The sequence below is a fragment of the Microbacterium sp. NPDC079356 genome (genome assembly GCF_049545465.1).
Taxonomy (GTDB): Bacteria; Actinomycetota; Actinomycetes; order Actinomycetales; family Microbacteriaceae; genus Microbacterium; species Microbacterium gawkjiense.
Genome location: NZ_JBMWDN010000003.1, coordinates 328,314 through 349,798, shown reverse-complemented (window position 1 = coordinate 349,798; position 21,485 = coordinate 328,314). Strand labels below are relative to the sequence as shown.

Sequence of the window (21,485 nt, the reverse complement as noted above, 5' to 3'; positions counted from 1 at the left end):
ATCATGGGCATCGGTGAGGTCATCAGACCGTTGAAGAACTCGCTGGACGGCGTTCCCGTCCATGTGCGTCAACTCGCGGACATGTTCCGTAAGCACAGTCAGCGCCAGGACCTGAACCGCTCGCAGGTCACTGCGCTCGACAACGTGAGCGGTGCGTGGCGCACCGACACGCACTGGACGCCGGACGCCGTCGTGAGCTGGAAGGGCGACGCGCCCGACCCCGGCGACTACCTCGATGCCGACTACATCTCCCAGCACCTGGCGCGTTTCGACGACGGCGCCAGCAGGATCTACTTCTCCGACACGCTGCACACGTACGGCCCCGGGCAACGGGACGGCTCGACCTTCGTCTTCCCGACGTCCGAGCTCGACGAGATCATCCGCAACGCCGACGGCGACGTGAACATCATCGCCGATCAGCTCGGCATGGAGCGCAGCTGGTTCTTCGACGACAACGGCAATCCGCTGCCCCTCGAAGTGCGCCATTTCGACCCCTCTGAGTTGACGAACCTCCGGATGCCGTCCGGCAACGAGGCGGGCGCGAACGAGCACTGGATCCCCGGCGGGTATCTGCCCACCGGCATCCCTGAAGCGGTCATCGACATCCCCTCCTCGGCGGCGGGCGTGGGGCGCAACCTCGACGGCGACTACAATCCGGGCTTGTGGCCGGGCAGGGCGCAGAGGTTGGACCTGAACTCATGACTCAGCCCGACGCCACCGTGTCGGGAGAGCCCTGGCTCACGGGTCACGTGATCGACGCGGCCGACGTCCGCTCGGACGACGGCGAGGGCGCCCTCGTCAGAGGCGGCCGCATCGTGGAAGAGATCGAAGCGCGGCTCCTCGATGCCCGCGGCGACGAGCCTGACGGCGAGCTGATCCCGGGGACGCCGCTCCTCCGCCGCGGCGACGTGTCGATCGTGCCGCTCTCGTGGGAGCCCCCGGCGAGCGACGAGATTCGCGCGGCCGTGCGCGAGCGCGCCAGCGAACTGTGGCGGAGCATCCGCAGCGCTTGCGAGTACCGTCACGGCGCCGCCCTGGCCGTGGAGCCGGGCGACGCGCCCTCCAACGCGTATGTGCGGGCGTTGGAGCGCCACGGGGTCCGCCGCGCCGACTGGTGGGGCTCCGGCGACAGGGCGATCGTCCTCGTCGTGCACGGCGAGCCGCTCCCGGCGCCCGCGTCGGCCAGTGCCGTCCACATCGTCCCCCTCGGATGGCTGTCGACGACCCGGCCGACGCGCAGGATCCCGCCCGTGGACCTGACGTGGTCGCCGGCGACGGGCGCTCGTGGGGGCGACCGATGACAGCCGCGACCCGGCAATCGACGATCCTCTCCGAGGAGGCGCGGCGCGCGCTGGTGAGCGCGTACGCAGCGCCGGCAGGAGCGATAGAGGCGACGCATGACGGTCTGATCGAGGGGGCTGTGCCCGTGTTGGTCCGTGGCGAGGCGCGGATCGTGCCGCTGGCGGAGTGGCATTCCGCGGGAACACCTGCGGACGCCGAGGAACTCTGGCATTCGTTGAGCGCAGCGTGCCTGTATCGCGCGGGCAACTGGTCGCTGCTGGACCTCGACGCCGAGCGCGACGACGCGATCGGCGATTACACGGCGGCGCTGCGCGCTGTCGGTGCCACTCGGGTCCGGTATTGGATCTATCCGGACGGGGTCGGCGTGGCGCTCGTGCGAGCCGGGGACGGGTCCCCGGAGGCGACGCTATCCCTCGCCCTGCACCTCGTTCCCGACGGGCGGGTGTTCCACCGGTCGCCCGGCCCGAGCCAGGACGTCCCCGACCTTCGGTGGTCGTGGGGAGACGTCGACGCGCTCAGCGCCGATGACCGAGGACTTAGTCTGTGAGAACGCTGATGAGAGGGCTGAACCGATGAGTGCGATCGCGACGGATGTGACCGTGCGTATCTATGGTGCGAGCGAGCTGGGAGTGCTCGCGCAGACGGCTCCGGGACCCGCGCACCCGCGGGTCGAGTACGTCGGCGGTGAGGTCTTCGTCGGGCTCGATCACCGTGATCGGGGCTCCGCCGTCACTCAGGGGGAGACGGAGGGGGCGGATGCCGGGTTCCGGGACGCCCTGCGCGCTGCGGTCTCGCTCGTCGGTGAGCTCCCCTCCGCGGTGGAGAGGGCGGTGGTCATCGAGGACGAGGCGCTCGCCGCTGCGGTGCTGCTCGAGCCGTCGCGGGTGGCGGGGCTCGAGCTCTCCGGCGACCCGGTGGTGTTCCCGTACGCCCGTGATCGAGTGGTCATCGTGGGTGCGGAGGATCAGGCCGCCATCGCGCGGACGCTGGACGTCGCGGAGGAGCTGTTCGACGCGGACCGGCCCCTGGTGAGCGCGCACCCGATGGTGCGGGCCGACGAGGGGTGGGCGCCGTTCCCGTGGCGGGAGCGAGTGCCGGAGCTGGCGATGCGGTTCGAGCGCGTGCTGCGGTTGTTCTCGGTGCGCGCGTACGACGTGCAGACCGTCGCCCTCCAGCGCCCCGACGTGCACATCGCGCCCGCGAAGATCCGGGTGCTGGAGTCGGGGGTGACCACGACGTTCGCGACGTGGCCGCAGGGCACCGCGACGCTTCTGCCGGTGGTCGACAATGTCATCATCGCCGACCCGTCGGGGACCCTCAGCGTCGCGACGCTGACCCAGTTCCTCGACGCCGCCGGTGACGCGGTCGTGCGCACCGGGCTCTCACCCGCGCGCTACTTCGTGCCCGGCGATCAGCCCGCAGCACCGACGGCATGATCTGGGAGATCGATCAGCCGGAGGACCGGCCGGACGGCGTCGACGCGATGGGTCGGCCCGACCCCGCGTACGCGGCCGCCCTGGGCCTCGTCCGTGCACCGTTCGGTCGTCGATCCCTCGCCTTCCTCCTCGACATCCTCATCTGGGCCCTCCTGCAGCTGCCGCTGTGGCTCGGGGCCGTCCCGCTGCTGCTGAAGCTCGCGACCGGGGCGATCTCGCCCTATGGACTCGTCAACCACCCCGGCTTCGTGCTGGCCGTCGTGATGGCGAGTATCACCGTGGCGCTCTCGCTCGCCTTCCTCATCGTGCAGTGGGTCCTGCAGGCGCGGCGCGGACTGACGATCGGCAAGGGGTTCACGGGGCTCCGGAGCATCAACGTCCGCACGCTCGAGAAGCCCGGCGCCGGAGCCGTCCTGCTCCGTGCGCTCATCGTCGGCCTCGCCGGCGTCATCCCGGTCATCGGCACCGCGGTCATCCTCGCTTCACCCACCTTCGACCCGCAGGAGCGGGGCCGCGGGCTGCACGACCGTGCCGCGCGGATGTGGTTGGTCGACATCCGCCGCGGCCTCAACCCGTATGACGAGAAGCGGATGCGGATCGCCCGGAAGACCGTCAAGGCGGAGCCTGTCCCCGAACGCCCGGAGCGCCCGTCGCTCGCCACTCCCACCCGGCCCGGCGCGCGTCCGGACTACCGTCCCGGCAACCGCATCAGCGCGGGGGTCCTCGGCGTGAACCGCGGACCCGACGGCCGCCCTGCGGCGACGGAGGATGCCGCGGCGTCGGCCGCTCCGGGGGTCATCGACGCCGCCCCCGGCCTCGCGACCCCCCGCGTCGCGCCCGCGCCGACGCCGGCACCGGCCCGCGAAGCCGCGCCCGCATCCGCACCCGAGCTCGTGCCCGCACCGGCCCGCGAAGCCGCGCCCGCGCCCGCGCCCGCACCCGAGCCCGCGCCCGAGCCCGCGCCGTCGCCCCGGTGGGGCCTGCGCTTCGACACGGGGGAGACGGTCGCCGTCACCGGGCCGCTCCTGATCGGTCGCGATCCCGACGCGGCGAGTGCACCGGGTGCCGAGCCGCACCGCCTGCTCGACGAGAGCCGTTCCCTCTCGAAGACCCACGCGATTCTGACGCCCACCGCCCACGGGCTCGAGGTCGTCGATCGCGGGTCCACCAACGGCAGCGCGGTCGTCCGTGCGGGCGTCGAGACAGCGGCCGTCGCCGGGGTGGCACTCGCCGCGGCCGTCGGCGACACCGTCCGCCTCGGAGACCGCCTCGCCGAGGTCGTCGCACTGTGATCGTCCCGCCCGCACCCGTCCGCCCGACGCGTCCCCACCCCCTCGGAGAAGAGCAATGCGGCTGAAGCTCACCCTGCACCGGCACGACAACGACCCCGTCGACATCGTCGTGACAGCCGACTCCACCGCGACCGTCGGCGACGTTGCGCGGTACATCGCAGCATCCGATCCCGCCCGGTCGACCACTTTCGCCGAGGACGACGTCCTCACCCTGTCGGTCGCGCCGCCGACCGCGTCCCGCGCCGTCGAACTGCCCCACGACCTGCCGATCGGCGAAGCGCCCCTCGGGTCGGGGTTCGCGGCATCCATCGTCAACTACGGCGCCGGATACATCCGCGCCGGACGCGGCGAGACCGTGGGCATCCTGCGGGCCACCGCCGGGCCGCTCGCCGGACAGGAGTTCGCCCTGTCGGCAGGTCACGTGACCATCGGGCGCGACCCGAGCAACGACGTCGTGCTCACCGACCCCATGGTCTCGAAGCGCCACGCGCGACTCGAGGTCGGTGCGCACGCCGAGGTCGTCGACCTGAACTCCGCCAACGGCGTCCTCGTCGACGGCGTCGAAGTGCAGCGTGTGCGCGTCGAGGACGGTCGGCCCTTCGTCATCGGCGCGACGACGCTCGTCGTCTACCTCACGAACGCGTGGGACGGTGCCGCCGCCGACGACCCGATCATCGAGCGTGGCGGCGGGCTGCTGTTCAATCGCAGTCCGCGCGTCGAGGTCCGTTACCCGGGCACGCGCTTCAAGCCGCCGCGCCTGCCCACCGAGAAGATCGGCAAGATCTTCCCCTGGCCGATCATGGTCGCCCCGATCCTCATGGGTGCTGCGCTGTTCGCGCTCAACGGCAATCCCCGCTCGCTCCTGCTGATCGTCATGACACCGCTCATGGCGTTCGGAAACCTCATCAACCAGTCGGTCCAGAGTCGCAAGATCGAGGACCACGAGCGACTGCTCTTCGAGCGGCAGTTCGAGCAACTGGAGGAGGACTTCTTCCGCGGCAAGCCCGAGGAGGAGGCGGCTCGCAACGCCGAGGCGCCGGCGGTCGCCGACGTCTTCGAAGAGGCGATGCGGCTCGGTCCGCTGCTGTGGACCCGACGTCCCGAGCACTGGAACTTCCTCGCCCTGCGACTCGGGACCTGTTCGCTCCCCGCGCGCAACGGGATCGACGACGCCGAGACGCCCGACGGGCTGCCCGAGTACATCGACCGCGTCGATCGGTTGCGGCTGCGCTACGAGATGGTCGACGACGTCCCCGTCTTCGAGACGTTCCCCACCTCCGGTTCGATCGGCATCGCCGGTCCGCGCGCGCTCGTGGCCGATGCGATGCGCGGCGTGGCCGTGCAGGTGTTCGGCCTGCACGCGCCCAACGACGTCGTGACCGTCGCCTTCTCGGACTCGTCCTGGACGCCCGAGCTCGAGTGGCTCAAGTGGCTTCCGCACACGACCGCCGAGCGCAGCCCGTTCCGCTCGGCGCCGCTGGCCGATTCCGCGCCGAGTGCCGCGGGCCTGCTCAACTCGCTCGAGGAGTACGTCCGTCGCGCCTCGGCCGGTGGCCGCGAGGGTGAGCCCCGTGGCCCGTTCAAGGACGACTGGAATCCCCTCCTCTACGGGACGGATGTCGCTCGTGCCGCCGAGGACCGCGTCCGCACACCCCCGATCTCGGTGGTCGTCTTCGTCACCGGCGATGCGCCGGTCGACCGCGGGCGCCTCACCGACGTCCTCGAGCGGGGCGCCGACCACGGTGTCCACGCCGTGTTCATCTCCGAGACGGTCGAGTCGCTGCCCGCTGTCTGCCGCAGCTTCATCGAGCTGCGGAACGACCTCGCCGATGCGCGGGTCGGTCTCGTCCGCAACGGCGAGGCCTTCGAGCACGTCGCCGTCGAGGGGGTCTCGAACGCCTACATGGAGATGTTCGCGCGACGCCTGTCGCCGGTGGTGGATGCCAGCACGGTCGTGCACGACGCGTCCGACATCCCCAACTCGGTCAACTTCCTGCAGCTCATCGACCCCGCGATCGCCGAGAACCCGCACGCGGCGATCGAGCGCTGGCAGCAGAACAACACGATCGTCGACCGCACGCCGACGCCGCGGCCCCGTCTGAAGAAGGCCGGCACGCTCCGCGCGATCATCGGGCAAGGGCCGAGTGACGCGATGGCGCTGGACCTGCGGACGCAGGGACCGCACGCGCTCGTGGGTGGCACGACCGGTTCGGGCAAGTCCGAGTTCCTGCAGGCGTGGGTGCTCGGCATGGCCGCCGCGCACAGCCCCGACCGCGTGACCTTCCTCTTCGTCGACTACAAGGGCGGCTCGGCCTTCGCCGACTGCGTCGACCTGCCGCACTGCGTCGGCCTCGTCACCGACCTCAACCCGCACCTCGTCCGTCGGGCGCTGACGAGCCTGCGCGCAGAGCTGCAGCACCGCGAGCACCTGCTGAACCGCAAGAAGGCCAAGGACCTCCTCGAACTCGAGAAGCGCCAGGACCCGGAGTGCCCGCCGTCGCTCGTGCTCGTGATCGACGAGTTCGCCGCCCTGGCCTCGGAGATGCCCGAGTTCGTGGACGGCGTCGTCGACATCGCCCAGCGCGGCCGCTCCCTCGGCATCCACCTCATCATGGCGACCCAGCGCCCCGCCGGCGTCATCAAGGACAACCTCCGCGCGAACACGAACCTGCGCATCGCCCTCCGCATGGCGGATGAGGCGGACTCGCGCGACGTGGTGGACGACGATGTCGCGGCGAGCTTCCCCGCATCGGTCCCGGGGCGCGCGATCGCCAAGACCGGCCCCGGCCGCCTCGTGCCGTTCCAGTCCGCCTACACCGGCGGCTGGACGAGTCTGGAGGACACCGCGGTCGCCGAGGTGCGCGTCGCCGAGCTGCGTTTCGGTGCGGCCGCCGAGTGGGAGCCCGACCGCCCCGCCGAGTCGGACTCGCACGAGGAGGACCTCGGACCGAACGATCAGAGGCGCATCGTGTCGAACCTCGTGACCGCGTGCGAGGTCGCGGGTCTGCCGCGCCCCCGCCGTCCCTGGCTCGACGACCTGTCCGCTCTCGTCGACCTCGCGAACCTTGCGAACGAGGGCGACACCCGCATCCCCATCGCCCTCATGGACGTGCCCGAGAAGCAGCAGCAGGAGCCGGCGTTCTTCGTCCCCGACCGCGACGGATCGCTCGTCGTGTACGGCACGTCCGGGTCGGGCAAGTCGACCGTCCTCAAGACCATCGGCACGGCGGCGGGCATGCGGCCGGACCGCGGCCGGGTCAACGTTTACTGCCTCGACTTCGCGACCGGCGCGCTCGGCGCGCTGTCGGCCCTCCCGCACGTCGGGTCGGTCGTCGACGGCTCTGACGTCGAGCGCATCCAGCGCCTGCTGCGCACCCTCGACGGCGAGATGGACCGCCGCGCGTCGGCGTTCTCGGCGGCCAGCGCCGCGACGCTGCAGGAGTACCGCGAGATCGCGGACCCCAACCTCCCGCGCATCATCCTGCTGATCGACAACTTCCCCGAGTTCAAGAAGGACTGGGAGGTGGCGCCCGGTCGCGGCCCGTTCTACCGCACCTTCATGCGGATCCTCGGCGAGGGGCGCACGCTCGGGGTGCACACGGTCCTCACGGCCGACCGCGGCAACGCGGTCCCGAGCGCCGTCGCCTCGAACATCTCGCGCAAGGTCGTCCTGCGGATGGGCGACCCGTCGCAGTACATGCTGCTCGGCACTCCGCGCGACGTGCTCGACGAGCAGTCCGTCCCCGGCCGCGCCGTCATCGACGGTCACGAGGCGCAGATCGCCGTCCTCGGCGGGACCTCCAACGCCGTCGAGCAGACGAAGGCGCTCGGGGTCCTCGGCGACAAGCTCCGCGCGGAGGGCGTGCGCGATCTCCCCGAGATCGGCGCCCTTCCGACGGCGGTGCCGGCCACGGACATGCCGGCCCGGGTCGACGGGATGCCGGTGTTCGGCGTCGCCGACGACACCCTCTCGGCACACGGGTTCGAGCCGATCGGTTCGTTCGTGATCTCAGGGCCGCCGGCATCGGGTCGCACCAACGCCCTCAAGTCGCTCGTCATCGCGATGGAACGCTTCGACCCGGGCGTGCAGCTCTACCACTTCGGCAGCCGGCGAGCCGAGCTCAAGGACTTCCGTCCGTGGGTGAAGAGCGCCACCCGTCCCGACGACGAGAAGGAGTTGGCCACGGAGCTGGCCGAGCTCATCACGCGGGATGTCTCGGACGGCCGCATCCTCATCGTGATCGAGGACATGCCGCACCTGTCGGACGGCCCCGCCGACCGCCCGATGCGCACCCTGCTGCAGGCGATGAACGACAGTGAGCACATGCTGATCGGCGACGCCGAGATCTCGCGGGCGAGCGGCAGCATCGGTGTGCTGGGGGAGTGGAAGGCGGGCCGTCAGGGCATCGTCCTCAAGCCCGACACGTACGACGGCGAGGCGATCTTCAAGACGCCGTTCGGTCGGGTCAAGCGGTCGGACTTCCCCGTCGGTCGAGGCATCTTCGTGCAGGCGGGTCGCTCGGTCACCGTGCAGATGCCGCTCGTCGCCGATGTGGCACCCCCGCCGCAGCCGACGGTCGCGCCCCCGACGACACGGGCGGCCGCCCGCGAAGCGGTGACGGCGGATGCCGCGGGTACGACGCTCGGTGCCTGACCCCCGATGAGCCGGGGACTTCTCCCCATGTACCTCACGGCCGATCTTGCCTACTCTCGCTGGGGAGGTGATGCGCTGTGGGCATGATGCTGCCGAACGAACTGATCTGGGTGATGGAGAAGCTCGGATTCGAATGGCCCGACGTCGACGAGGACGAACTGCGACGCGGTGCGCAGATCGTTTCGCACTTCCGGGACGACCTCGAGGACTCCCTGCAGGCCATCGACCGGAAGGTGAACGGCGACCTGGCCGCGGCGATGCGAGGCCAGGCGGGACCCGCGTTCGTCTCGGCGTGGAACACCAACCGGTCGCAGAATCTGCAGAAGCTCGTCGACCTGCTGGGGCCCGTCCCGCCCGGGATGGACATCGCTGCCGGCGTCGTGCTGGGGCTCAAGATCAAGGTCATCGCCGATGTCACGACGACGATGATCGCGCTGGTCGGCATGCTCACGAACCCCGTCACCGCGGTCGGCGCCGGCCCTATGCTCATCATCAAGAAGAAGCTTCTGAACGCCGCCGTCGACGTCGCGATCGAGCAGGCGCTGAACCAGATCCTGCCGACGGTCATCGAGCCGCTCGCCGATGAATTGCCCGCTGTTGTCATGGCGGCGCTGAACGCTCCCGTCGTCGAGGCCGTGGCCGGCAACCCGGACGAGTTCTACGCCGACCTGCAGGCGCTCGAGCAGTCCGAGGAGGAGCTCGATCTGCGCGCTGCCGACATCGAATCGTTGATGGACCGGCTCATGGCCGACCTCGCCGGACTGAACATCACGGGGGACTGACACATGGCTCGAGTCGGAGACGAACTCATCAAGCCGATGCTGCGGGCGCTGGACGACATCCCGGTCCACGGTCGGCAGCTCGGCGAGATGGTGCGAGGCTTGCGCGGCAAGCAGCGACGCAACCGCGACGGCGTCGAAGACATCGACACGTTCGATGTCACCTTGCGTCCGTTCAAGCGGAACAAGAAGCACGACCCGGTCGAGTACGACCGTCAGTACAACGAGCAGATGGATGCCCTGCAGCAGATGCCGCTGTCCGACTGGCTCCGCAACCGTACGGAGTACGTGCAGAACGGCCGGACACCCGACTCGCTCCGGGCGCAGGAGAACGCTCGCGCGGCTGCGCTCAAGGCAAAGATCTTGGAGCTTCGTGAGCAGGGCCAGAGCCGATCCGAAGCTGCGGAGAATGCGTCATCATGGCTTGCGACGCAAGCTGCCACTCACAGGCTGGACGGCATCGCGGGGGGCAACGTCACTGACATCTCCGGTGTCGGCGACGCTCGCATCAACTCGTCGCTGGGGTCTCAATGGCGGTCTCGCGTGGGTGACATCGACGCCGCCGTCGTCCGGTTCATCCAATCTCATCCGGGGGCGGACCTCTCCGATGTCTACATGAATGTCACCTTCAGATAGGTTGAAAACCATGGTCCAGATCGAAGATTTCGTCGCGCACTCGCCGGTCTCGCAGGAAGTCATAGCCGCGTATCGCGACCGAGTTCCCTCGGAGATCGTCGAGATCTGGGAGCAGTACGGCTACGGCACGTTCGGTGAGGGGTTCATCCGCGTGATCAACCCTTCAGTGTTCGAGGCTGAGCTCGGTGATCGGATCGGGAAAACTCAGGGCGACGGCATCGCGATCCCCGTCATGGTGACCGCCCTGGGCGATCTCATCACCTGGGAGCCGAGCGTCGATTCACTCGTTGCGATTCTCTTCCGGAAGTTCGAAACGGTGGGTCTGGGTTCGCCCAAGACCTTCCTCGGCCTAACTCGCCTCGACGGGGCGGAGCACCTGGAAGAAGAATTCGCGTGGGACCCCTACCCGGAGGCAGTCGCCCGTCATGGGGCCGTGGAGTTCGACGAGTCATTCATCTTCGTCCCGCTGCCGTCGTTGGGCGGACCTGGCACGGTCGACACCCTGCAGAAGCGCCCCACCATCTCGGCCATTCAAGTAATGGTCGATCTGCAGGGTCCCGTCGGCCACTGAAGTCGACCGCCCCGGGTCGAGGCTGTCCGCTGGCTCGAGTCGGCGACCAAACCACCATCGTCATCGTCGATAGGTTGTGGGGATGATCGAGTTCGCTGACTTCGTCGAGCATGCACCTGTCGAACCCGAGGTCGTGGCTGCCTATCGCGATCGGGTTCCCGCGGAGCTGGTCGAGGTCTGGGAGCAGTACGGCTACGGCACGTTCGGGCAAGGTTTCATCCGCGTCATCAATCCCGCGGTCTATGAGGCTGAACTCGACGACCGAATCGGCAAGACCCAGGGTGACGGTGTGGCGATCCCCGTCATGGTCACCGGGCTGGGAGATCTCATCACCTGGGAGCCCAGTCTGGGTGGACTTGTGGGTCTCATCTTCCGCGAGAACAGAGGCGTCGGCCTGGGGGATGTCGATTCATTCCTTCTTCTCACCGAGGCGTTGGGCGCGGACCATTTGGCCTCGGAGTTCAACTGGGGCGTCTTCCCCGAAGCGGTTGCGGCGCAGGGCGCGCCCGACTTCGATGAGTCGTTCATCTTCGTTCCGCTGCCGTCGTTGGGTGGGTCGGGCACGGTCGACACCCTGCAGAAGCGTCAGACGCTGTCGGCTATTCAGGTCATGGTCGACCTGCAGGGGCCCATCGGTCACTGATCGGCCGCACCTGGGTTGGTCCCTAGGTTGGAGACCATGGTTCAGATCGCAGATTTCGTCCCGCATGCTCCGGTGGAGCCGGAGGTGGTCGCTGCGTACCGTGACCGGGTTCCCGCGGAGATCGTCGAGATCTGGGAGGAGTACGGTTACGGCACTTTCGGGGAAGGCTTCATCCGCGTCATCAACCCCGGCGTGTACGAGGCGGAGCTCGGCGACCGCATCGGTAAGACACAGGGCGACGGGATAGCGATCCCGGTCATGGTGACCGGGCTGGGAGATCTCATCACGTGGGAGCCGAGTCTCAACGGGCTCGTCGTACTCATGTTCAGGAGCAACCGCGGTACGGGCATGGGCAAAGCCGCTACTTTCCTCGGTCTGTTGAAGCTGGACGGCTCGGATTACTTGTCGGAGAAGTTCGGGTGGGATGTCTTCCCTGAGGCGGTCCAGGAGCAGGGGGCGCCCGCATTCGACGAGTCGTTCATCTTTGTTCCCCTTCCTTCCTTGGGTGGACCTGGCACGGTCGACACCCTGCAGAAGCGTCAGACGCTGTCGGCTATCCAGGTCATGGTCGACCTGCAGGGGCCCATCGGTCACTGATCCACGCGGCCGTTCGTGCTGGGCGAAATATAGGCCCTGGAAGGTGGGTAGTTCTCCCCATATGTGGCTCGGATGTCCTTCGCTAGCATCGGTGACGCGGGGGGATGGACAAGGTCCCCGCACCACGACGACACGCTGGGAGGCGGGTTCATGGCTCACGATTTTGGTGCAACATACAGCGAGATGGAGAGCGCGGCGCAGCGCCTGCGCGATGGTCGTCAGACCGTCACCGACACGCTGAAGGAGCTCCAGGGCATCATCGACGACCTGGTGCAGGACGGCTTCAAGACCGAGAACGCGTCCGAGGCATACTCGACCGCGTACTCGGAGCTCACGACGTCGCTCGACGACGCCGCCGAGGCCGTCAACGACATGGCGCAGGCGCTCGACCGCATGGCGGACCGCATCCGCGACACGGACGCCGAGCTCGCCGGCGGTTGATCCCTCCAGACGCTCACGGGCCGCGATGCGATCTCATGATCCGCATCGCGGCCCGTCGCCTGTGTTCACGATGATTAGGATCAGGATGACGAACGGAGTGTCGCGACGATGACCACCTCGCAGACCTACTGGTACAACCTCTCCACCCAGTCCGTTGTGCGCGACGACGAGCGCCCGTCGGAGGACTGCCTGGGCCCGTTCGCCAGCGCAGCCGAGGCGGAGGACTCGCCCGCCGTGCTGCTCGAGTACGCGAAGAGCTGGCTCGAAAGCGAAGAGAGCGAGCCGTACCGGCAGATGGCCGAGGAGCTCGGCGACGACACCGACCGCATCTGATCAGCGGATGCGAGCTTCCCGCCGCACCGCGGTCGCTGCTGTCGCGGTCGCCGTCCTGGCGTTGAGCGCGTGCGCGCCGGCGCTCCCGCCGTCCGTCGTCCCCGACAGCACGGTCACCGTCGGCTGGGCCGGTCCGGTGACATCCCTGAACGCCCGGGTCGATCCGACGCCGGGCAACCACGACATCGCGGCGGTGACCCGATCGTCCTTCGGTCGCGTCGTGGACGGTGAGGTCGTCCCGGACGAGTCGTTCGGCACGGTCCGCATCCTCCAAGAAGACCCGTTCACGGTCCGCTACGACCTGGCGGAGCCGTCGTGGTCTGACGGCATCCCGCTCGACGCCGCCGACCTCGTCCTCGGATGGGCGGCATTCGTGGGTCTGCTGTCCGAGGACGGCCCGTCGGATGCCGCGCTGGAGGCGCCCCGTCCGAGGATCGACGAGTTCGCGCGGTCGATCGTCGTCATGTTCGCAGCCCCGACCATCGCGTGGCAGACCGCGGTGTCGGCGGACGCCCCGGCGCACACGGTCGGCATGCGTGCCTTCGACCTCGACGACCCGATGGAGGCGAAGCAGGCGGTCATCCGGGCCGTCCTCGAGCGGGATGCCGGTGCCCTCGCCGCGATCGCGGAGGTCTGGAACACCGACTTCACCGTCTCGGGCGACACCGTCGACGCCGATCTCGCGCTCTCGAGCGGCCCCTACGTCGTCGCCGACATCGCGGACGAGGGTGCGAGCGTCACGCTGGCGCCCAACCCGGCCTACACCGGTGCGGCCGCGCCCAAGTTCGCCGACATCGAGCTCGTCCCGCGCGGCGACGATCCCGTCGCGGCGGTGGGGGAGTCGCTCGACATCGTCTCCCTGAGCCCGACCCCCGACGACCGGGAAGCCGTCCGTCAACGCGAGCGACGGGACTTCGTCGTGCAGACGACGCACGACGGCACCATCTGGACGCTGCTCCTCAGCCCCGACGGGATCTTCACGGAGCGCGCCGCGCGCGCGGCCTTCCTGCGTGTCGTCCCCGCCGACGAGATGGTCGCCGCCGGTGCGGGCGAGTGGGCGCAGGTGTACCCGAAGACCACGTCGATGGTCACGGCGCCGGGGTCCCGCGCCTTCGACGTCGTCACGGAGGATTCCGGATTCGCCGAGGCGCTCGGCACGCCGGCCGACGACGCCGCCCTGGACCGGACGGCGGCGGGTGTCCGCGACGACGCGCGCGTGTGCGTCCTCTACGACTCCCGCAACGGCTTCGCCAAGGGGGCGTTCGGCGCTCTGAAGACGGCGGCCGCCGAGGCTGGATGGGACGTCGTCGACTGCGCCACGGACGACCTCGACGCCGCCGTGAAGGCGCCCGGGTGGGATGCCGTCATCCGGCGCGTCCGCGTGCCGCAGACTCCTCGGGCCATCGCCCAGCAGTGGGGCACCGACGGATCGTCGAGCCTCGTCGGCCAGGCCGACCCCGCACGCGACGAGCTGATCTCGACGCTCCAGCAGACCGTCGACGTCTACGCCGCGCGGGATCTGCTCGCCCGGATCGAGTCGACGATCGTGCAGGCCGCCGTCGCACGGCCGCTCGCCGCCGTCCCGCGCGTGACGATCGTCGCCCCCGACGTCACCGGGGTCGCGGTGCGCGACGGTGACGACGCTCCGCTGCTCTCCGACGTCGCAGGGTGGACGCCCGCCGGCTGAACCGCGGCATCCGCTGTCGTGTCCGATTTCCGCGAGTCGGTGTCGGTGGCGCGTGTCAGGCTGGAGCCATGACGATCGCGCCGATGACCTTCGACGAGCGGTACCGCGCGATCGACGCGCGAGACGCGCGGTTCGACGGACAGTTCGTCACCGCCGTCCACTCGACCGGCATCTACTGCCGACCGAGCTGCCCGGCCCGCACGCCGAAAGCGGCGAACGTCACCTTCTACCCGACGAGCGCCGCCGCGCACGAGGCCGGTTTCCGCGCGTGCAAACGCTGCCTCCCCGAGGCGACCCCGGGCTCGCCGCAGTGGAACCTCCGCGGCGACGTCGCCGGTCGCGCGATGCGCCTGATCGCCGACGGTGTCATCGACCGGGAAGGGGTGCCGGGGCTCGCACGGCGTCTCGGCTACTCGGAACGCCACCTCACGCGTCTGCTCGCCGCCGAGCTCGGGGCGGGCCCGCTCGCCCTCGCGCGGGCCCACCGGGCGCACACGGCCCGGACCCTGCTCGTCGACACCGAGCTGCCGATGGCCGACGTCGCGTTCGCGGCGGGCTTCGGCAGCATCCGTCAGTTCAACGACACCATGACCGAGGTCTTCGCGCTGTCGCCGACCGAGCTGCGCGCGAGGCGGCGGGGCGGGACCACGGCCGCCGGCGGCATCGACCTCGTCCTGCCCGTGCGCGAGCCCTTCGACTCCGTCGGCCTGTTCGGGTGGATGCGCGCCCATGCGATTCCGGGTGTCGAGGTGGGTGAGACGGCCTCGTTCGCGCGCACGATCCGGCTGGACGGCGGACCGGCGTGGTTCGAGGTGCGGCAGGATGCCGCGGGACGGATGCGGCTGCGCGCCGACCTCGCCTCGTTGCGCGACCTCGCCCCGCTCCTGTCCCGCGTCCGTCGCCTGTTCGACCTCGACGCCGACCCCGCCGCCGTCGACGCGGCGCTCGCCGCGCACCCCGAGCTGCGGCCCCTCGTCGCGCGGGTGCCCGGCGTGCGTCTGCCCGCAGCGATCGACGCGGACGAGATGCTCATCCGCGCGATGATCGGCCAGCAGATCAGCGTCGCGTCGGCGCGGACGGTGATGGGCCGCCTCGCCGCCGCCCTCGGCGAGCCCGTCGAGACCCCGCACGGACCCGCCGTCCTGTTCCCGACGCCGCAGGCCGTCGCCGAGCACGGTGCCGAGGTGCTGCGGGGACCGGGCGCGCGCATCCGCGCCATCGTCCACGCGGCGACGGCCCTCGCCGACGGCTCGCTCCGGCTCGGACCCGGCGACGACACCCACGAACAGCGCGCCGCCCTGCTCGCCCTCCCGGGGATCGGGCCGTGGACCGCCGACTACGTGCGCATGCGGGTGCTCGGCGACCCCGACGTCCTGCTACCCGGAGACGTGGCGGCCCGGGCGGGAGCGGCGGCCGCCGGCATCCCGTCGGACGCGAAAGGCCTGACCGCCTGGTCGGCGCGGGTCGCGCCCTGGCGCAGCTACCTCATGGCGCACCTCTGGTACGCCGCGCCCGTCACGCAGGCCTGGCGTGCCGTGGACCTCGATCCCTCTTCCCGGAAGGCCGCCTCATGACCGCGATCCTGCAGACCATCGACACCCCCGACGGCCCGTTCACGATCCTCGAGGACGACGGCCGGGTGCTGTCGTCCGGGTGGACGGACGACCCCGAGCGCATCCTCGGGCGCCTCCGCGCAGACCGCGTGCCGCCGCACGTCGCGCCGGGGCGGACGCAGGCGGCGGCGCGGACGCTCGCGTACTACGACGGCGACCTCACTGCGATCGACGACGTGCCCGTGATGCAGTACGGCACCGCCCTGCAGACCGCCGGGTGGGCGGCCCTGCGTCGCATCCCGGCCGGGGGGCCGCTCACGTACCGCGAGTTCGCGGCCCACCTCGGATCGCCGAACGCGGTCCGGGCCGCGGCATCCATCTGCGCGCGCAACGCGCCGGCGCTGTTCGTCCCGTGCCACCGGGTCCTCCGTACCGGGGGAGCGCTCGGCGGGTTCGCGTGGGGGCTGCACGTGAAGCAGAGCCTGCTGCAGCGCGAAGCGGCGAAGTGATCGATCCATCTGAGTAAGCGCTTGCTTACAGCGAATCCTCAGGGATATCCTGGAGGGCTCCCGCACGCCGCGGGGGCCCTGTCCGGCCCCATCGAGGAGGAAGCCATGTCCCCGGAGATCGTCTACACGAAGTCCGCGGCCTTCCTCGTCGCCGGACGCCCCGTCCGTCGGGGATGACGACCGAGGTCTGACCTCGCGCGGAAGCTTCCCGCGCCTTTCATCGTTCTCCCTCGACGGGTCCCCGAGACCCCGATCGTCCGCGCCCCCGTGCGCTCCTCGCCGCTTCGGCATCCGCTCCTCACCTGTGCAGGATCATGACCTCCTCGACGCATCCCCGTCTGTCCACCGCCCGTTCCCTCGCCCGCCTGATCCCCTTCGCGAAGCCCGTGCTCCCGCGCCTGGGGCTCGGCGCCCTCAGCGCGCTCATCGCGAGTCTGCTGGGTCTCACCATCCCCCTCGTGCTCGAGCAGATCGTCGGCACGAACGGCCCCATCGCCTCGGGTGACCCGTGGCTGATCGCCCTCGGCGCCGGCGCCGTGCTGCTGCTCGGCCTCCTCGAGGCGCTCATGGTGTGGGCGCGCCGCTGGTTCGTGCTCGCCCCGGCCACCGCCGTCGAGTACGAGCTGCGCACCGACTTCTACGCGCGCCTGCAGCGGCTGCCGGTCGCTTTCCATGACCGCTGGCAGTCCGGCCAGCTGCTCAGCCGCATGATGCAGGACATCGGCCTCATCCGTCGATGGATGGCCTTCGGTGTCGTGCTGCTGGTCGTGAACATGATCACGATCGTCGTCGGCTCCGCCATCCTGTTCAGCTGGCACTGGCTGCTGGGCACGATCTTCGTCGTCGTCTCCGCACCGCTGTGGATCGCCGGCTACGTCTTCGAGAACCGCTACGGCATGCTCTCGCGGCAGAGCCAGGACCAGGCCGGCGACCTGGCGACCGCCGTCGAGGAGTCGGTCCACGGCATCCGTGTCCTCAAGGCCTTCGGCCGCGGCAGCCACGCCCTGCGCAAGTTCACGCGTCAGGCGGAGACGCTCCGTGAGACCGAGATCAGCAAGGCCAAGGCCGTCGGCTGGATCTGGTTCTGGCTGGTGCTGCTCCCCGACATCGCGTTCGCGCTGTGCCTGGGCGCGGGCATCTACCTCGTGTCGGTGGAGCAGATCGACACCGCGGCGCTCATCGCCTTCTTCGCGATGGCGACCATTCTGCGGTGGCCCGTCGAGTCGATTGGGTTCCTGTTCTCGTTCCTCGTCGATGCGCGCACCGCGACGGACCGCATCTTCGAGGTCTTCGACGAGCAGAACACGATCGTCGACCCCGAACACCCCGTCTCGATCGCCGAACCCCGCGGCGAGCTGGTCTTCGAGGGGGCGCGGTTCCGCTATCAGGATGCCGCGGCCACCGAGCGAGACCTGCTCGACGGCATCGACCTGTCGCTGCGGCCGGGCGAGACCATGGCGCTCGTCGGTCTCACCGGCTCGGGCAAGACGACGCTCACGACGCTGCCCGGACGCCTGTACGACGTCACCGGCGGACGCGTGCTGCTCGACGGCGTCGACGTGCGCGCGCTGCCGCTGACCGAGCTGCGCCGTCACGTCGGCATGGCCTTCGAGGACGCCACGCTGTTCTCGCAGACCGTGCGCGAGAACGTCCTCCTCGGTCGTGAGGACCTCGACCCGCACAGCCCCGAGGGCGAGCGCGTCCTGCGCGAAGCCCTGCAGGTCGCGCAGGCGGCGTTCGTCGACGACCTGCCCGACGGCGTCGACACCGTCATCGGCGAAGAGGGGCTGAGCCTCTCGGGCGGTCAGCGTCAGCGTCTCGCACTGGCCCGCGCCGTCGCCGCCCGCCCGGCCGTCCTCGTCCTCGACGACCCGCTGTCGGCTCTCGACGTCGACACCGAGGCGCTCGTCGAGGACGCCCTCCGCGTGGTGCTCGCCGAGACGACGGCCCTCGTGGTCGCCCACCGGCCGTCCACCGTCACGCTCGCCGACCGCGTCGCCCTCCTCGAAGAGGGGCGTATCACCGCCGTCGGCACGCACTCCGAGCTCCTGCGCACCAGCGAGCACTACCGGCACGTCATCTCGAGCCTCGAGGACGAGCAGGAACGTCAGCAGAAGAGGGAGGTGTCCCTGTGAGCACCGTCACGGGCACCAGCGGCGAAGACCGCTCCGATTACACCCGCGAGGAGAGCCGGCAGATCCGGCGCCGCTCGCTGCGACTGCTCGGGTCGCTCGTCATGCCGCTGAAGATGCAGCTCGTCCTCGCGGGCATCGTGCTGGTCATCTCGACGATCCTCCGCGTCGCCGGCCCCGCCCTCGTCGGCTGGGGCATCGCGAACGCGCTGCCGGCCGTCCAGAAGGAAGCCGACTGGATGCCGACGATCGCCGTCGTCGCGGTGTTCCTGGTCACTGCGATCGGCGGTGCGGCCCTCATCGGCTGGTACGCCGTCGTGGTGGCCCGGCTGACGCAGGCCGTGATGCTGGACCTCCGCAAGCGGATCTTCCTGCACACGCAGAAGCTCAGCCTCGAGTTCCACGAGTCGTACACGTCCGGCCGCATCATCTCGCGTCAGACGAGCGACCTCGACACGATCCGCGAGCTGCTCGACGGCGGACTCAACGAGCTGGTCTCGGGCCTGCTGTACGGCGGGTTCACGCTCGTCGCGCTGATCCTGCTCGACTGGCAGTCCGGTCTCGTGCTCGCCTTCATGGGCATCCCGCTGTTCTTCCTCATGCGCTGGTTCTACCTGCGCTCGCAGGTCGTCTACCGGGAGTCCCGCGTCGTCAGTGCGAAGGTGATCGTCAAGTTCGTCGAGACGATGACCGGCATCCGCGCCGTCAAGGCCTTCCGCAAGGAGCCGGCCAACGACGGCGAGTTCGGTGGGCTCGCGAGCGACTATCGCGACATCAACATGCGCTCGATCCGCCTGTTCGGCACGTTCGAGCCCGCGATGATGGCGCTCGCCTCGTTCGCCCTGGCCGCGGTCGTGCTGTGGGGTGGTCTCCGCGTCGTCAGCGGCGCGCTGGAGCTCGGCTTCCTGCTGTCGGCCGTCCTGTACGTGCGAAACTTCTTCGCGCCCATGCAGGAGGTCGCGTTCTTCCTGAACTCGTACCAGTCCGCCACGGCCGCGCTCGAGAAGGTGTCGGGTGTGCTCGAGGAGGACCCGACGGTCCCCGACCCCACGAAGCCGGTCGACCTGCGCCAGGCGACCGGCCACCTGCGCTTCGACGACGTGACGTTCGGGTACTCCGAGTCGAAGACGATCCTGCCGCACTTCCAGCTCGACATCCCGGCCGGGCAGACGATCGCCCTCGTCGGCACGACGGGCGCCGGCAAGTCGACGCTCGCCAAGCTCGTCGCGCGGTTCTACGACCCGACGAAGGGGGCCGTGACCCTCGACGGCGTCGACCTGCGGGAGCTGCACCCGAAGGACCTGCGCCGCGCGATCGTCATGGTCACGCAGGAGGCGTACCTGTTCAGCGGGACGGTCGCCGACAACATCGCCCTCGGCAAGCCCGACGCGACGATGGACGAGATCCGTGCGGCGGCCCGCGCGGTCGGTGCGGACGCCTTCATCGAGAAGCTGCCCGACGGGTACGACACCGACGTGAACAAGCGCGGTGGCCGCGTCTCGGCCGGTCAGCGTCAGCTGATCTCGTTCGCGCGCGCGTTCCTTGCCGACCCCGCGGTGCTGATCCTCGACGAGGCGACGGCGTCGCTCGACATCCCGAGCGAACGGCAGATCCAGGAGGCCCTCGGCACCCTGCTCGCCGACCGCACGGCGATCATCATCGCGCACCGTCTGTCGACGGTCGCGATCGCCGACCGCGTGCTCGTCATGGAGCACGGCCGGATCATCGAGGACGACACCCCCGACGCCCTCATCGCCGGCACGGGCAAGTTCGCGCAGCTGCACCGCGCCTGGCGCGAATCGCTCGTCTGAGCCGGCGCTGAGCCGCTGACGGATGCCGGGGCCCGAAGTCGGGGCCCCGGCATCCGTCGTTCGTGGTGCGGTGTGTCCCGGATTCGGATCGCGGCCTCGGATTCGGACGCGCAGGCGCAGTCCCGTCCGAATCCGAGGCGGATGTCCGAATCCGAGGCGTGCGGTGTCGGCGACGAGCGGCGCGGGGAGGGGTCTTCAGGTGGAGAGGTGCGCGCCCTGGGCGATGGCGCGAGAGATCGCCCGCTCGACGCTGTCCCAGCGGTGCAGGACTTCTGCGTAGGTGAACCGCAGCACGGTGAAGCCGCGGGCGATGAGTTCGCGATCATGCGCGACGTCGCGGGTGCGGTCGGCGGAGGTCGAGTGGAAAGCGAAGCCGTCGAGTTGAACGACCAGTCGCTCGCCGATGAGCGCGTCCACGGGGTGGCCGGCCACGAACTGCTGGAAACGCACGGCGATTCCAGCGCTCCTCATCCTCACCGCGAAGATCGTCTCCAGGCCTGAATCGTGCAGTCCGGTGATCTGGTCGCAGAGCTCCCGAGCGGATGCCGACCGCCACCGCACCCGCCGTAGATCGGCAGGCGTCAGTCTCTCGACACGGCAGGCCGACTCCCAGAGGACGGTCGCGGTTTCGCGGTCAACGCACGCGGAGATGTGGTCGAGAGCGTCGTGGACGGACTCCACGAGCGATGCGCGTCCCACGGGGACGAGCGGCCGCGTCCAGTGCGCGACACGGTTGCCGCGCGGAGGCTCCGCGTGGGGGAGGACGTGGAGGTGCAGCCTCGCATCGACTTCGGGCGGCATCCACCACCCGCGGTGACGTGCGGCGGAGACGCAGGCGACGCGCGCAGTCGAGAGTGCTGCGGCGCGCAGATCCGCCGGCGCGGAGGGCGTGGCGAGCCAGTATCGGCGCACACGCTCGATCTCGCCACGCGCTGCCGCGCGTTGCAGCGCCCGCGGGGATGCGCAGGCAGCGAGGAGCACCGAGCGGTGCACGATGCCACCGCGACTGTCGACGAACGCGCGAAGTTCCATACGGTGAGCGTGGCGCGCTGGGGACCGTGCTCACCCGCAGGAGCCGGTTCTTGTGCGCGCGTGCAGCGCCGGCCTGT

Annotated in this window: 19 protein-coding genes; 18 read left to right on the top strand and 1 reads right to left on the bottom strand. The window is 70.0% G+C overall.

Annotated features, from left to right (window positions below; genetic code table 11):
* Positions 1–81: 81 nt before the first annotated feature.
* The 18 genes from ACPEH0_RS10220 (at position 82) to ACPEH0_RS10135 (ending at position 20,376) form a co-directional block, all read left to right on the top strand.
* Positions 82–702, top strand: coding sequence for a hypothetical protein (locus ACPEH0_RS10220; protein ID WP_366214000.1), 621 nt, complete (start codon positions 82–84; stop codon positions 700–702).
* Positions 699–1,301: a hypothetical protein gene (locus ACPEH0_RS10215; RefSeq protein WP_366214001.1), complete on the top strand. Its 603-nt coding sequence runs from the start codon at positions 699–701 to the stop codon at positions 1,299–1,301. Before ACPEH0_RS10220 ends, ACPEH0_RS10215 begins: the two co-directional genes overlap by 4 nt.
* Positions 1,298–1,849, top strand: coding sequence for a hypothetical protein (locus ACPEH0_RS10210; RefSeq protein WP_366214002.1), 552 nt, complete (start codon positions 1,298–1,300; stop codon positions 1,847–1,849). Before ACPEH0_RS10215 ends, ACPEH0_RS10210 begins: the two co-directional genes overlap by 4 nt.
* A gap of 25 nt (positions 1,850–1,874) precedes the next feature.
* Positions 1,875–2,738, top strand: coding sequence for a hypothetical protein (locus tag ACPEH0_RS10205; RefSeq protein WP_217531589.1), 864 nt, complete (start codon positions 1,875–1,877; stop codon positions 2,736–2,738).
* Entirely contained in the window at positions 2,735–4,030 is a 1,296-nt protein-coding gene (locus ACPEH0_RS10200; RefSeq protein ID WP_217531590.1) for an RDD family protein, read from the top strand. The genes ACPEH0_RS10205 and ACPEH0_RS10200 overlap by 4 nt, the downstream gene beginning before the upstream one ends.
* 55 nt (positions 4,031–4,085) lie before the next feature.
* Positions 4,086–8,684 (top strand): FtsK/SpoIIIE domain-containing protein, encoded by a 4,599-nt coding sequence (locus tag ACPEH0_RS10195; protein WP_366214003.1) that lies wholly within the window; start codon positions 4,086–4,088, stop codon positions 8,682–8,684.
* Positions 8,685–8,767: 83 nt separating this feature from the next.
* A complete protein-coding gene (locus ACPEH0_RS10190; protein WP_064002398.1) occupies positions 8,768–9,466 on the top strand; it encodes a WXG100 family type VII secretion target in 699 nt (232 codons plus the stop codon).
* 3 nt (positions 9,467–9,469) lie between these two features.
* Positions 9,470–10,099, top strand: coding sequence for a polymorphic toxin type 15 domain-containing protein (locus ACPEH0_RS10185; RefSeq protein ID WP_217531593.1), 630 nt, complete (start codon positions 9,470–9,472; stop codon positions 10,097–10,099).
* 10 nt (positions 10,100–10,109) lie between these two features.
* Positions 10,110–10,670, top strand: a complete 561-nt coding sequence (locus tag ACPEH0_RS10180; protein WP_217531594.1) for a GAD-like domain-containing protein — start codon at positions 10,110–10,112, stop codon at positions 10,668–10,670.
* Positions 10,671–10,752: 82 nt separating this feature from the next.
* Entirely contained in the window at positions 10,753–11,313 is a 561-nt protein-coding gene (locus ACPEH0_RS10175; RefSeq protein ID WP_217531595.1) for a GAD-like domain-containing protein, read from the top strand.
* A 36-nt stretch (positions 11,314–11,349) separates the two neighbouring features.
* Positions 11,350–11,910, top strand: coding sequence for a GAD-like domain-containing protein (locus ACPEH0_RS10170; RefSeq protein ID WP_366214004.1), 561 nt, complete (start codon positions 11,350–11,352; stop codon positions 11,908–11,910).
* Positions 11,911–12,060: 150 nt separating this feature from the next.
* A complete protein-coding gene (locus tag ACPEH0_RS10165; RefSeq protein ID WP_231370862.1) occupies positions 12,061–12,351 on the top strand; it encodes a WXG100 family type VII secretion target in 291 nt (96 codons plus the stop codon).
* A 108-nt stretch (positions 12,352–12,459) separates the two neighbouring features.
* Positions 12,460–12,684 carry a hypothetical protein gene (locus ACPEH0_RS10160; protein WP_064001283.1) on the top strand — a complete coding sequence of 75 codons (225 nt, stop codon included), beginning with the start codon at positions 12,460–12,462 and terminating at the stop codon, positions 12,682–12,684.
* 7 nt (positions 12,685–12,691) lie between these two features.
* Positions 12,692–14,371 (top strand): ABC transporter substrate-binding protein, encoded by a 1,680-nt coding sequence (locus ACPEH0_RS10155; protein WP_366214005.1) that lies wholly within the window; start codon positions 12,692–12,694, stop codon positions 14,369–14,371.
* Positions 14,372–14,439: 68 nt separating this feature from the next.
* Positions 14,440–15,945, top strand: a complete 1,506-nt coding sequence (locus ACPEH0_RS10150) for an AlkA N-terminal domain-containing protein (protein WP_366214006.1) — start codon at positions 14,440–14,442, stop codon at positions 15,943–15,945.
* Entirely contained in the window at positions 15,942–16,433 is a 492-nt protein-coding gene (locus tag ACPEH0_RS10145) for a methylated-DNA--[protein]-cysteine S-methyltransferase (RefSeq protein WP_366214007.1), read from the top strand. Before ACPEH0_RS10150 ends, ACPEH0_RS10145 begins: the two co-directional genes overlap by 4 nt.
* Before the next feature lie 314 nt (positions 16,434–16,747).
* Positions 16,748–18,568 (top strand): ABC transporter ATP-binding protein, encoded by a 1,821-nt coding sequence (locus ACPEH0_RS10140; RefSeq protein ID WP_366214008.1) that lies wholly within the window; start codon positions 16,748–16,750, stop codon positions 18,566–18,568.
* On the top strand, positions 18,565–20,376 hold the full coding sequence (locus ACPEH0_RS10135; protein WP_366214009.1) for an ABC transporter ATP-binding protein: 1,812 nt from the start codon (positions 18,565–18,567) through the stop codon (positions 20,374–20,376). Before ACPEH0_RS10140 ends, ACPEH0_RS10135 begins: the two co-directional genes overlap by 4 nt.
* 195 nt (positions 20,377–20,571) lie before the next feature.
* On the opposite strand, the gene ACPEH0_RS10130 is transcribed toward ACPEH0_RS10135, so the two are convergent.
* Complete coding sequence (locus tag ACPEH0_RS10130) at positions 20,572–21,408, bottom strand: endonuclease domain-containing protein (protein WP_217531602.1); 837 nt, start codon at positions 21,406–21,408, stop codon at positions 20,572–20,574.
* Between the last annotated feature and the right edge of the window lie 77 nt (positions 21,409–21,485).

Excerpts from the sequence above, each read along its gene's own strand:
- ACPEH0_RS10160 (WP_064001283.1), top strand. The coding sequence starts at position 12,460 with ATGACCACCTCGCAGACCTACTGGTACAACCTCTCCACCCAGTCCGTT.
- ACPEH0_RS10180 (WP_217531594.1), top strand. The coding sequence starts at position 10,110 with ATGGTCCAGATCGAAGATTTCGTCGCGCACTCGCCGGTCTCGCAGGAA.
- ACPEH0_RS10165 (WP_231370862.1), top strand. The coding sequence starts at position 12,061 with ATGGCTCACGATTTTGGTGCAACATACAGCGAGATGGAGAGCGCGGCG.
- ACPEH0_RS10200 (WP_217531590.1), top strand. The coding sequence starts at position 2,735 with ATGATCTGGGAGATCGATCAGCCGGAGGACCGGCCGGACGGCGTCGAC.
- ACPEH0_RS10155 (WP_366214005.1), top strand. The coding sequence starts at position 12,692 with ATGCGAGCTTCCCGCCGCACCGCGGTCGCTGCTGTCGCGGTCGCCGTC.
- ACPEH0_RS10195 (WP_366214003.1), top strand. The coding sequence starts at position 4,086 with ATGCGGCTGAAGCTCACCCTGCACCGGCACGACAACGACCCCGTCGAC.
- ACPEH0_RS10150 (WP_366214006.1), top strand. The coding sequence starts at position 14,440 with ATGACGATCGCGCCGATGACCTTCGACGAGCGGTACCGCGCGATCGAC.
- ACPEH0_RS10215 (WP_366214001.1), top strand. The coding sequence starts at position 699 with ATGACTCAGCCCGACGCCACCGTGTCGGGAGAGCCCTGGCTCACGGGT.
- ACPEH0_RS10185 (WP_217531593.1), top strand. The coding sequence starts at position 9,470 with ATGGCTCGAGTCGGAGACGAACTCATCAAGCCGATGCTGCGGGCGCTG.
- ACPEH0_RS10145 (WP_366214007.1), top strand. The coding sequence starts at position 15,942 with ATGACCGCGATCCTGCAGACCATCGACACCCCCGACGGCCCGTTCACG.
- ACPEH0_RS10130 (WP_217531602.1), bottom strand. The coding sequence starts at position 21,408 with ATGGAACTTCGCGCGTTCGTCGACAGTCGCGGTGGCATCGTGCACCGC.
- ACPEH0_RS10190 (WP_064002398.1), top strand. The coding sequence starts at position 8,768 with ATGATGCTGCCGAACGAACTGATCTGGGTGATGGAGAAGCTCGGATTC.
- ACPEH0_RS10220 (WP_366214000.1), top strand. The coding sequence starts at position 82 with ATGTTCCGTAAGCACAGTCAGCGCCAGGACCTGAACCGCTCGCAGGTC.
- ACPEH0_RS10210 (WP_366214002.1), top strand. The coding sequence starts at position 1,298 with ATGACAGCCGCGACCCGGCAATCGACGATCCTCTCCGAGGAGGCGCGG.
- ACPEH0_RS10205 (WP_217531589.1), top strand. The coding sequence starts at position 1,875 with ATGAGTGCGATCGCGACGGATGTGACCGTGCGTATCTATGGTGCGAGC.
- ACPEH0_RS10140 (WP_366214008.1), top strand. The coding sequence starts at position 16,748 with ATGACCTCCTCGACGCATCCCCGTCTGTCCACCGCCCGTTCCCTCGCC.
- ACPEH0_RS10175 (WP_217531595.1), top strand. The coding sequence starts at position 10,753 with ATGATCGAGTTCGCTGACTTCGTCGAGCATGCACCTGTCGAACCCGAG.
- ACPEH0_RS10170 (WP_366214004.1), top strand. The coding sequence starts at position 11,350 with ATGGTTCAGATCGCAGATTTCGTCCCGCATGCTCCGGTGGAGCCGGAG.